Source organism: Neisseria dentiae (genome assembly GCF_014055005.1).
GTDB classification, from domain to species: Bacteria; Pseudomonadota; Gammaproteobacteria; order Burkholderiales; family Neisseriaceae; genus Neisseria; species Neisseria dentiae.
This window is the reverse complement of the sequence record NZ_CP059570.1, coordinates 226,567-238,452: the sequence shown is the minus strand read 5'-3', so window position 1 is coordinate 238,452 and position 11,886 is coordinate 226,567. Positions and strand designations below refer to the sequence as shown.

Below are 11,886 nucleotides of genomic sequence, written 5' to 3'. Positions count from 1 at the left end.
TCAAATGAATAAGTTATTTATTTTAGGCTCTTGTGTTAGTAGAGATGCTTTCTCATTAGATGAAGGAAATTCATATAATATTATCTCTTATTTTGCACGAACTTCTTTTGCCAGCACTTTCCACAATCAATCTGTTAAAGATATAGACTTATCAAAAATACCGTCATCATTCCAAAAACGGATGGTAGAAAACGATTTATTAAAACAAACGGCTCATACCTTAACGCATAACGAATTTGATTGGCTGATTATCGATTTGATCGATGAGCGTTTTAATATTTTTGTTTCCGATAAGGAAGAAGTATTTACACTCTCTCCGGAGTTCTCGAATAACTGCATTTTTGATAAACCCGGCAGAGTACTTATTCCTAACAGCGATGAATTTCTTGAGCGTTGGAAAAAGGGATGGGATAACTTTATCGATTTGGCAAAAAAACATCAATTTTTGCATAAAATTATTTTAAATAAGGTATTTTGGACCAACCAAACCAGCTCTGGAGGAAAAGTTGTTTCGGATTTATACCAATCTTGGATTGATGAAAACAACCGCTGGTTAAAAGAACTTTACTCCTATATAGAAAAAACAAGTGGTATCAAGATCTTGGAATATCCCCAAGAGCTGTTTAAAGCAGATTCTGACCACAAATGGGGGCTTCAACCTTATCACTACGCCAAACCGCTGTATCTGTATTTTCTAGACTATATAGGCCGTCTGAAAACCTATCAAAAGGCATTGGAAAACAATATTGTTTATACTGATTATTTGCCGCTTGGTTTCGACACGCTGCCGATTAAAAGAAAAAATGATTCGGTATATCAACCTTTAATTTTTCAAGGCGGTGAGCAAGACTGCATAGTGAGTATTGATATTGCGTTTGCTGCAAATAAAATGGCCGGTGAAAAAGATTTACTGCATACGCTGAGATATGAGCCGGAACAATCTGAATGGTATTCCGAACAAAAATATGCCCATTCCGATTTTGAAGAAATTGGCTATTTCAAATATATAGGCACCCAACCTTATACTGTATATAACCGCGAGATTAAATTTAGAATACCGGCCAATACACGTGCATTTTTTTCCATTCAAGAATTCTATCCGAAAGGAAAAAATGTAATCTTGGAAGTAGAGATCAATAAGGTTGATAAATGAAGATCTACCTGATCAGCGACACATTAACCCAAACATCTCTACAGGGTGAAAATACGGCCATAAAAAGCAGTTGGTTTTCTCTCGATAAAAGCCATAATGCAATATTATTGGTCGAATCCGCTTGGAACGGCTATAAAAACCGCTGGAAATTCAAAATCGCCTCCTATCCCGACCACCCCAAACGTACCAACGAAAAACTGGTGCGTTTGGTTCAGGCCGCGAAAGATAAGGGGATTCCCACCGTTTTTTGGAATAAAGAAGATTCGGTTCATTTCGACCGTTTTATCGATTCTGCCAAACATTTCGACCATATTTTTACTGTGGATGAAAACTGTGTGGAGCGGTATCGGGCGGTTGTGCCGGCTTCAACCACGGTTGATGTGGCGATGTTTCCCGTCCAGCCCCGTATTCATAACTATCAGGGGTTTAACTTTCGGCAATTGGAGGCGAATTTTGTCGGCAGTTTCAGCAGGCATATCCACGGCAAGCGCCGCGAGCGCCAAGAAATGTTGTTTTCTGCGGCTTTGAAGGCGGGTTTGCCGGTTACGGTTTTCGACCGCAATTCAGACAGAAAATCAAGCAATTACCGTTACCCCGGGCAGGAATTCGGCCTGAAAATCATGCCGGCTTTAGATTATGCCCAAACCGCCGATATCTACCGCCGCTTTGCAGTATCGCTGAATGTAAACACGATTGAAGATTCGCCCACAATGTTTTCACGGCGGGTGGTGGAAATCTTGGCCTGCGGCGGTATTTTGGTTTCCACGCCCGGCATGGCGATGGACAGATTGTTTAAAGATTATTGCCATATCGTAAACAATGAAGATGAAGCGGTGGCTTTGTTTGAACGTTTGAAGCACGGGCCGTCTGAAAGCGATCTGGAAATGGCCAAAGCAGGGGCGGATTTCGTTTTGAATAATTTTACTTGGCAGAAATTTTTAGAAAAAATACAATCTGTTATTGCTGCGACAAAATAAAATGTTTTTTTCAAGCTTCGGGCTGTGGCGCCAACAAAAATCCCTGCATGTTTTCCTTCACCCTGCCAAACAGGTTGAAGGAAAATTTCTATTGTGGGGCAAAAAACATGCCAAACGGGAATATTGGATACGTTCGTTTTTGAAAAAGCCCATTGTGTATCTCGAAGACGGCTTTCTGCGCTCGCCCGGTTTGGGCGTAGCAGGCTGGCCGCCGTTTTCTATGGTGGTTGATGATTTGGGTATTTATTACGACACCACCCGCCCTTCCCGTTTGGAAGCGTTGGTTTTGACGGCGGATCAGATGCCGTCTGAAACTTTGGCCGATGCCGAGAAGGCGGCGGACTTAATCGTTGCCCACGGTTTGTCGAAATATAACCATGCGCCTGATTTTTCTTGGGATTTATTTCAGACCGCGCATTCCGATACCATGTGCGTGCCTGAATCTGCGTATGGCAAATCAAGCGGGGCAGATACAAAGCGGGATACTCGGGTCAAGCCCGAGTATGACGAAAATAAATATCTCAGGCCGTCTGAAAAAAAAGTCGTGTTGGTTATCGACCAAACCTACGGCGATATGGCGGTGAAATTCGGCGGAGCCGACGAGCAAACGTTTGCGCAAATGTTTCAGACGGCCTTAGCCGAAAATCCCGATGCCGAAATCTGGGTAAAAACCCACCCCGATGTGTTGAGCGGTAAAAAGCGCGGCTATCTCACCGATTTGCCGCAAACGGAAAACGTGCGCCTGCTGGCGGCCGATATCAACCCGCTTTCTTTGTTGAAACAAGTAGATAAAGTATATTGTGTTACGTCGCAAATGGGCTTCGAGGCTTTGCTGCTGGGCAAGCCGGTGTCGGTGTTCGGATTGCCGTGGTATGCGGGCTGGGGGGTTACCGACGACCGTCATACGGGCGTAGCAGCCTTACAACAGCAAAACCGCCGCGCGCCGCGCTCGCTGATGCAGCTTTTTGCGGCCGCCTATCTGCAATACAGCCGCTATATCAACCCCAACACAGGCGAAGCAGGTGATATTTTTGATGTGGTTGATTATCTTGCGGCAGCGCGCCGCCGCAACGAAAAACTGCGCGGCAATCTTTACTGCGTGGGTATGTCGTTATGGAAACGGGCGGTAATGAAACCGTTTTTCAATGTTCCCGCCTGCCGCCTGCATTTTGTTTCGTCGCTGAAAAAACTGCGGAAAATGCCACTGCCTGCCGATGCGCGGCTGTTGGTGTGGGGCTATGGCAGGCGCGAACTGCTGGATTTTGCCGCCGGGCGCGGCCTGCCCGTTTTGCATATGGAAGACGGCTTTATCCGCTCGGTGGGCTTAGGCTCGAATCTGGTGCCGCCGCTCTCACTGGTTTGCGACGATATGGGCATTTATTTCAGCGCAGAAAAACCTTCGCGCTTAGAGCATATTCTGCAAAACCATTTGTTTACCGAACAGGATTTTCAGACGGCCTCATGGCTGCAAACCGCGCTCACCGAGTCCGGCATCAGCAAATACAATGTCGGCGGCGGCGCGCTAGCTATTCCGCCCGATGCGCGCAGGGTGCTGCTGGTACCCGGCCAGGTTGAAGACGATGCCTCGATACGCCACGGCTCTCCCGAAATTCGCAAAAATCTGGATTTGCTGAAAAAAGTGCGCGGGCTGAACCCCGATGCCTACATTATTTACAAACCGCACCCCGATGTGGTGAGCGGCAACCGCACCGGCCATATTGCCCCCGAAGAGGCCGCACGCTATGCCGACCAAACCGTTACCGAATGCGACATCACCACCTGCCTGCAACAAGCGCACGAAGTACACACCATGACTTCGCTTTCGGGCTTCGAAGCCCTGCTGCGCGGCAAAACCGTGCATTGCTACGGCCTGCCTTTTTATGCGGGCTGGGGTTTAACACACGACCACCTGCCGATTCCCCGCCGCACGCGCAAACTGGCCTTGTGGCAGTTGGTGGCGGGCACGCTGGTTTATTACCCCGATTATGTCTGCCCCGAAACCCGCCGCCCGGTTGATGCGCAAACCGCCGTGGACATTCTGCGCCGGCAGAAAGCGCAACGGCAGCACGGCGCGCCGCTGAAAAAAAGCTTCGCCGCCAAGCAATGGGGCAAACTCAAACAGCTTCGCGTGTTAGTGAAATAAAATATATATTTATAGTTATTTAACAAACAATAAATCAGGTAAAATAGCGTTTTGGGAGATTTGCCGCCTTTCGCAGAAACGGCGGTATAAATGGTAGCAATGTTTTTTCAGACGGCCTGAGATGTTTATTTCCGCCATGCCTGAGCTTGACTTTAATTAATTCCCGTCAAACCCGGGTATGACGGAAATGTTTCGGCACCCGATATTGTTTTGTACAGGCCGAGACCTTTGCAAAATTCAAATTATCACCTGAAAAACCTGATTTCCGTCATTCCCGCGTAGGCGGGAATCCAGATGAAATTATTAAAGTAATGGCTAAACAAATATTTGAATGCCGAGCGTCTGGATTCCCGCCTACGCGGGAATGACGGGATTTAAACATTTCAGACGGCCTTAAGGTATTTTTGCAAAGGTTTCAGGCCGTCTGAAAACACAGCATACCAAGCGCGCAACACCGTTCACGTATTCACAACAATAAACAAACCGCATGGAAAACACGTTTATCCCCAGCTCGCTGGAAGAGCTGGTCGGCAAAAATTCGCGCATCCTGCTGTTGCAGGGGCCGATCGGGCCGTTTTTCAAAACATTCTCGCAATGGCTCTCCGAGCGCCATCACAAAACCGTTTTTAAATTGAATTTTAACTACGGCGACGAAACGTTTTACCCGCTGCATATCCCCCGCACCTTTGCCTATCGCGACACTTATCAGGCTTTTCCCGCCTTTTTGGCAGCATTCGTGCAGGAAAACCTTATCGATGCCGTTGTGTGCTTCGGCGATTCCCGCCCCTACCACATCGCCGCCAAACAGGTGGCCGAAGATTACGGCCTGAGTTTCTGGGCATTTGAAGAAGGCTATTTCCGCCCGTTTTACATCACGCTGGAACAAAACGGCGTAAACGCTTTTTCGCCGCTGCCGCGCGATGCCGCCTTTTTTCAGACGGCCTTTCCGAAACTGCGGCAGCAGGAATACAGCGAACCGCCCGCCGTGCCCGGCGGCTTTCTGCCCATGGCCAAATGCGCGGTGCGTTATTACGCCGCAGCCAACCGCCACCGCAGCCGCTACCCCCACTATATCCACCACCGTATCAACAGCCTCACACACTATATCGGCGCTTGGGCGCGCTCCGGTATCAAACGCGCCGTTTATATGCTGCAAGACCGCAAGTTCGGCCGCGAAGTGGAAAACGGCCGCTACGGCAGGTTTTATATTCTGCCGCTGCAAGTGTTTAACGACAGCCAAGTGCGTGTACACAGTGATTTTTCGTCGGTACAAAACTTTTTACTGCACGTGCTCACTTCGTTTGCCGCCCACGCGCCCGACGATACCAACCTGATTGTGAAACACCACCCGATGGACAGGGGCTTTACCGACTACCGCCAAGACATCAACCGCTTTCTCCAGCAACACCCCAAGCTCAAAGGGCGTATTTTTTATGTGCACGACGCACCGCTGCCCGTTTTCCTGCGCTACGGCGCCGGCATGGTTACACTCAACAGCACCAGCGGCCTTTCGGCACTGATTCACGGTATGCCGGTTAAAATCATCGGCCGCGCCAGCTACGATATCCCCGGCATCACCTTTCAAGGCAGCTTGGCCGAGTTTTGGAAACACCCCGTGCCGCCCGACGAAGATTTGTTTCATGCCTACCGTATGTACCACATCAACACTACGCAGATTAACGGCAGTTTTTACAGCGAAGTGCGCTTTCCCGAAATCGGCGGCAGCGCAACACCCGCGCGGTAAGTTATTTCTTCTTTACAAAATACCGGTAACAGCCGCACAATCCGCAACCGGTGCGGTTGAGGCCGTCTGAAACATCCAACTATCGTCATTAGCTTCGCAAGCCCGCCGCTTTCAAACCACCGCAAGCTTCCAGCTTAACCTTACCCTTGTTTTAATATATGGTTTCCCCCTCTACCGCCTCCCCGGACCGGCTCGGCTCGGGCTGGATGATTATCGCCGCCGTCGGCTTCACCCTGATGAATTTCTGGGTGAAGGCCGCCGCGCAAACTTTCGGCTTCGGCGCAGGCGAGCTGGTTTTCTGGCGCATGGGTTTTGCCGCGCTGTTTCTCGGCATCACCGCCAAAATGCAGGGCAAAACCTTTGCCACGCCGCATTGGCGCGCACACTTAAACCGCAGCGTTTCCGGCACGCTGGGCATGTTTTGCATTTTCTATGCCGTGATGCACCTGCCGCTGGCAACCGGTGTAACGCTGGGCTACACCTCTTCGATTTTTTTGGCGGTGTTATCGTTTGTGGTGTTGAAAGAGCGGGTGTCGGCCTACACGCTGGCGGTGTTGCTGCTGGGCTTTGCCGGTGTGGTGCTGTTGCTCAACCCTTCTTTTCAAAGCGGGCAGGAGATGGCCGCTTTAGTGGGCTTGTGCGGCGGCCTGCTTGCCGGCTGGGCCTATTTGCAGGTGCGCGAACTTTCGCTCTTGGGCGAGCCGGGCTGGCGGGTGGTGTTTTACCTTTCGCTGGTTGGCATGGCCTTATCGGCGGTGTGGGCAAGCCTTACCGGCTGGCACCCGCTAACCGCCGCCGCCCTGCCCTATCTGCTCGGCATCGGCGCTTCGGCACTGGTGGCGCAACTGTGCCTGACCCGTGCCTACAAGGTCGGCAACAAATTTACCGTGGCCTCGCTTTCCTATTTAACGGTGGTGTTTTCGTCGCTGGCCGGCGTTTGGTTTTTGGGCGACAAAATCAGCTGGCAGGAAGCGCTGGGAATGGGTATTATTGTGGCAAGCGGTATTTTAAGCAGCATGAAGCCGTCGTGGCGGCGGCGCAAATCCCCATAACACTAAGGAGTGTCATCATGATTTCCATCAGAGAGCAGGCCTACGGTTTGAATGTGGCGCTGTATAACGAATTTACGCTGGAAGATTTCTACGAATTCGAGCGCGCCGCTTTGGAATGCACGCAGAAAGTCCACCGCCCCGATATGCTGCTCGATTTGACCATGCTGAAAGATTTCACCATCGATATGGCGGTGGAACAGCTCAAATTCATGCGCGAACACGAAAACGATTTCGGCCGCATCGCCATCGTGGTTGACGATGTTTGGATCAAACTCGGCACCCGCCTCTCCAGCCTGATCACCCAGCAGCACCCGAAATATTTCGACGATGCCGCATCCGCACAAGCTTGGTTGCAGGAAACGCAACCGGCGTAACCCGCCTTAAAAAACAACAGGCCGTCTGAAACGCCGGATTATGGTTTCAGACGGCCTTAAATATTTTTGCCAAGGCCTTTGCTTTTCACCCGATGAAACAGGCCGGAACTTTTGCCGTTATGAAACATCAGTAATTGTTAGGCAGGCCATTATGGCCGTCAAAAACAAAGGAAAAAGTATGGATAAAACCTACCCGCACATGCAGGTTGCGTATGACCCGCAACACAAAGCCGCCTGGGTGGCGATGGCGGCGCAACCCGTGCCGTGCTTCACGCAAACGCTGCTGCACAGCCTGTTGGCGTATTTCAGCGACGTGCGTGCCGAAATCGACTCAGGCGGCCGCGAATACCGCTATATCGTCGGCACTTCCGGCGTGCCGGGCGTGTATAACCTCGGCGGCGATTTACGGCTGTTCGCGCAGGCGATTGTGCGCCGCGACCGCGACACCCTGATGGCCTATGCCGCCGACTGCATCAAAGTATTATACGAAGTAATGACCCATCTCGACCGCGAGCTGACCACCATCAATCTGGTGGAAGGCGATGCGCTGGGCGGCGGTTTCGAGGGCGCGCTGGCAGGCAACGTGCTTATAGCCGAAAAAGGCGCGCGCATGGGGCTGCCCGAAGTGCTGTTCAACCTTTTTCCCGGCATGGGGGCTTATTCCATGCTGTCGCGCAAAGCGGGCGGCAGCGTAGCCGAAAAAATGATGATGGGCGGCGAAATCTATACTGCCGAGCAGCTTTACGAAATGGGCGTGGTGGACATTCTGGCCGAAAAAGGCGAAGGGCGGCAGGAAGTGCTGCGCTATATCGAACGCGCCGAAAAATCACCCAACAGCTACCGCGCCATGCGCCGGGTGAAAGATTACTGCAACCCCGTTTCCTACCAAGAGCTGTTAGACATCACCACCATCTGGGTCGATGCCGCACTCAACCTGACCGAGCGCGATTTGCAGGTTATGTCGCACCTGCTGCACAAACAGGGCAACAAATTCGCCGGATAACGCACCGCCCGAAACCTATACAGAGGCCCCGAGACCTTTGCAAAACCCCCATCTGCGGCGCATTTCTACGTTGTGCGCTGCTCGTTCGCTTGCCTAACTTCATGTTATGTCTACGCTCGCTGCGCTGCTACGCCTTGAACTGCATCCACATCTGGAGGTTTTGCAAAGGTCTCAGGCCGTCTGAAAACCGAAATATTTTCAGACGGCCTTTAAACGGCTTCCGCATCCCAAAAAATATCTAGTTAACTAACCCAAGAAAAAGCAAATTAGACAAAAAGTCTTAAAACTTATAAAAATATCCAAACGAAAACAAATTTTTCATAATTTATTGCCGTTTTGTCTGATTTCTGTATAATCACCGCCATATCCACCCCTACCGAAACAAAATTAGACAAAGGCATCCCATGCAATTAGACATCGACCGTTTAATCGCCTATTTCGGCGGCGTAAACGCGCTGGCCGAAGCCCTGAAAGCGCACGACCCCGAAAATGCGGCGAGCACGGCGGCCATCTACAAATGGCGCACGCGCGGCTCGCTGCCGCTGGCGCAACTGCAAAAACTCACCGCGCTGGCCGAAGCACAAGGCCGACCTTTAGATTTAAACGCCTTTTTACAGCAACAAACCTCGTTGGAGAAACAAACCATGCCACAAAACAACCGCGTTATCATTTTCGACACCACCCTGCGCGACGGCGAACAGTCGCCCGGTGCCGCCATGACCAAAGAAGAAAAAATCCGCATCGCCCGCCAGCTCGAAAAACTGGGCGTTGACGTTATCGAAGCCGGTTTCGCCGCCGCCAGCCCCGGTGACTTCGAAGCCGTGAACGAAATCGCCAAAACGCTGACCCGCGCCACCGTCTGCACGCTGGCTCGCGCGGTTGAAAACGATATCCGCAAAGCAGGCGAAGCAATCGCCCCTGCCGCCAACCGCCGCATCCACACCTTTATCGCTACCAGCCCCATCCACATGGAACACAAGCTGAAGATGAAACCGGCCAAAGTGGTGGAAGCCGCCGTTAAAGCCGTGAAAATAGCCAAAGAATATACCGACGACGTCGAATTTTCATGTGAAGACGCACTGCGTTCCGAAATCGGCTTTCTGGCCGAAATCTGCGGCGCCGTAATCGAAGCGGGCGCCACCACCATCAATATCCCCGACACCGTCGGCTATTCGATTCCCCATAAAACCGAAGAATTCTTCCGCGAGCTGATTGCCAAAACCCCCGGCAGCGGCAAAGTGGTGTGGTCGGCGCACTGCCACAACGATTTAGGCCTGGCGGTTGCCAACTCGCTGGCCGCATTGAAAGGCGGCGCGCGCCAGGTAGAGTGCACCGTAAACGGCTTGGGCGAACGCGCCGGCAACGCATCCATCGAAGAAATCGTGATGGCGCTGAAAACCCGTAACGACGTTTTCGGTTTGGAAACCGGCATCGACACCACTCAAATCGTACCCTCTTCCAAACTCGTGTCCACCGTAACCGGCTACCCCGTGCAGCCTAATAAGGCCATCGTCGGCGCCAACGCCTTCGCGCACGAATCGGGCATCCACCAAGACGGCGTGCTCAAACACCGCGAAACCTACGAAATCATGTCGGCCGAATCAGTGGGCTGGGCCGCCAACCGCCTGAGCTTGGGCAAACTTTCCGGCCGCAACGCCTTTAAAACCAAGCTTGCCGATTTGGGCATCGAGCTGGGCAGCGAAGAAGCCTTAAACGCCGCTTTCGCACGCTTCAAAGAGCTGGCCGACAAAAAACGCGAAATTTTCGACGAAGACCTGCACGCGCTGGTTTCCGACGAAATGCACAGCCTCGCCCAAGATGCCTATAAATTCGTTTCGCAGCGCATCACCACCGAAACCGGCGAAGAGCCGCGCGCGCAAATCGTATTCAGCGTGAAAGGCGAAGAAAAACAGGCCGAAGCCACCGGCTCAGGCCCGGTCGATGCCATTTTCAAAGCCATCGAAAGCGTGGTGAACAGCGGCGCCACCCTGCAAATTTATTCGGTGAACGCCGTAACCGAAGGCACCGAAAGCCAGGGCGAAACCTCCGTGCGCCTCGCCCGCGGCAACCGTGTGGTAAACGGCCAGGGTGCCGACACCGACGTGCTGGTCGCCACCGCCAAAGCCTATCTTTCGGCCTTAAGCAAACTGGAATTCAGCGCCGAAAAAGTGAAAGCACAAGGCGATATTTGAGTGTGAAGGCATATTGAAAACAGGCCGTCTGAAACGTTTCAGACGGCCTGTTGTTTTATAAAATGCCGGTTCAACCTTGAAAATGTTTGCGCTCTGATATAGTGGATTAAAATAAGAATGCCGAAGTAGGGTAAAACGATTCTTTAGCATATCGCCCAATTGCAAGTTTGAATGCAGTTATTTCATTTCGGAGTTTTTATTTGAATTCACTATACTTTTGCAAGTTGTTCAGGCCGAGACCTTTGCAAAAAGTCGATTCATTCCTGAAAATGCTTGTATTCCGTCATACTCGGGCTTGAGCCGACTATCTGTTATTTCTTTTGAAACAAAAAGATGCTCGGGTCAAGCCCGAGCATGACGCGGCGGTTTTAAGATATTGAAAGAAATTTTGCAAAGGTTTCAGGTGTGGGAAAAGGTCGGGTTGTTTACACAACAGGTTGGGAATGAAGCCTGTAAAACCTCAAAAGGGGGGTCGCCTTTCAGGCTCTTGTGGGGCTTGACGGTGTTATAAAAGTTAACAAAACGACATAACTCTTTTTGCCGGAGCGCCGAATCCTTAAACGGATGCTTGTCATGCCACATTTCCATTAAGGTACGGATAACCCGCTCGGCTTTACCATTGGTTTGCGGCCGGGCAACACGGGTGAATTTTTGGCTTATGTTGTTTTGCACACAGGCAATGCCAAACGGGTGCTCCGCATTGCCACGATTTCCACACCGTTGTCGGAATAGGCGCATTCGATGGTATAGGGACAACAATCTATCACATCGCGCAAAAGAAATTTGGCTGCGCTGGCTGCTGTACGGTCCGGCAATATTGCAGCATACAGCTCGCGGGAAAAATCATCAATGGCAACAAACAGATAATCCCGAGGGTCGGTTGCTTTTTGGTTTTGTAGCAAAGGCAGCCGTTTGGTATCGAAATGAACCATTTCGCCGGGATAGGATTGGTTGTAACGCTTTGCCTGTTTTTTGAGTTTCTCTTCGATTTCCCGCTCAACTTTAGCCAGGCGTTTCATGCCGTATTTGGCTTGTTTAAAGCGGTTGTTGGTGCTTTTTTGCGGGGTGAGCAGCCGCAACCGGGCTGCTTTGAGTATGCGGTAAATCGTTACTCTGCTGACACGGTATTGTTGTGCCAACGAAGTTACACTGATTTTGTCTTGTGTATAAGCGCGCCAAATGGCCTGGCGGTTATGCGGGGTTAGCCGGGTATTTTTATGGATGTTCATGCAGTATTGTCTTTCAAAT

The 11,886-nt window shown here is 51.1% G+C and carries 8 protein-coding genes and 2 pseudogenes; 9 read left to right on the top strand and 1 reads right to left on the bottom strand.

Translation table 11 applies throughout. The features are described 5' to 3' along the window. Positions 1 to 4 precede the first annotated feature (4 nt). From H3L92_RS01080 to H3L92_RS01045, 9 genes and pseudogenes are all read left to right on the top strand, one after another. On the top strand, positions 5 to 1,153 hold the full coding sequence (locus H3L92_RS01080; protein ID WP_143824358.1) for a DUF6270 domain-containing protein: 1,149 nt from the start codon (positions 5 to 7) through the stop codon (positions 1,151 to 1,153). Then, positions 1,150 to 2,130 (top strand): CgeB family protein, encoded by a 981-nt coding sequence (locus H3L92_RS01075; protein ID WP_085366400.1) that lies wholly within the window; start codon positions 1,150 to 1,152, stop codon positions 2,128 to 2,130. Before H3L92_RS01080 ends, H3L92_RS01075 begins: the two co-directional genes overlap by 4 nt. A 91-nt stretch (positions 2,131 to 2,221) precedes the next feature. Next, positions 2,222 to 4,273 (top strand): capsule polysaccharide biogenesis protein, encoded by a 2,052-nt coding sequence (locus tag H3L92_RS01070; RefSeq protein ID WP_158088161.1) that lies wholly within the window; start codon positions 2,222 to 2,224, stop codon positions 4,271 to 4,273. Positions 4,274 to 4,760: 487 nt separating this feature from the next. Continuing rightward, positions 4,761 to 6,017: a capsule polysaccharide biogenesis protein gene (locus H3L92_RS01065; RefSeq protein WP_085366396.1), complete on the top strand. Its 1,257-nt coding sequence runs from the start codon at positions 4,761 to 4,763 to the stop codon at positions 6,015 to 6,017. A 158-nt stretch (positions 6,018 to 6,175) separates the two neighbouring features. Beyond that, complete coding sequence (locus tag H3L92_RS01060) at positions 6,176 to 7,069, top strand: DMT family transporter (protein WP_085366394.1); 894 nt, start codon at positions 6,176 to 6,178, stop codon at positions 7,067 to 7,069. Between the two features lie 17 nt (positions 7,070 to 7,086). Continuing rightward, positions 7,087 to 7,443 (top strand): SpoIIAA family protein, encoded by a 357-nt coding sequence (locus H3L92_RS01055; protein WP_085366392.1) that lies wholly within the window; start codon positions 7,087 to 7,089, stop codon positions 7,441 to 7,443. A gap of 178 nt (positions 7,444 to 7,621) precedes the next feature. Then, a complete protein-coding gene (locus H3L92_RS01050) occupies positions 7,622 to 8,446 on the top strand; it encodes a crotonase/enoyl-CoA hydratase family protein (RefSeq protein WP_211276421.1) in 825 nt (274 codons plus the stop codon). Between the two features lie 37 nt (positions 8,447 to 8,483). Then, positions 8,484 to 8,630 (top strand): annotated as a pseudogene (locus H3L92_RS13085) (lipoprotein signal peptidase). Positions 8,631 to 8,850: 220 nt separating this feature from the next. Next, the gene (locus H3L92_RS01045; RefSeq protein ID WP_085366390.1) at positions 8,851 to 10,638 is read left to right on the top strand and encodes a 2-isopropylmalate synthase; all 1,788 of its coding nucleotides are present in this window, start codon (positions 8,851 to 8,853) and stop codon (positions 10,636 to 10,638) included. A gap of 399 nt (positions 10,639 to 11,037) precedes the next feature. Here the strand turns inward: H3L92_RS01045 and H3L92_RS01040 are convergent. Next, positions 11,038 to 11,867 (bottom strand): annotated as a pseudogene (locus tag H3L92_RS01040) (integrase core domain-containing protein). Between the last annotated feature and the right edge of the window lie 19 nt (positions 11,868 to 11,886).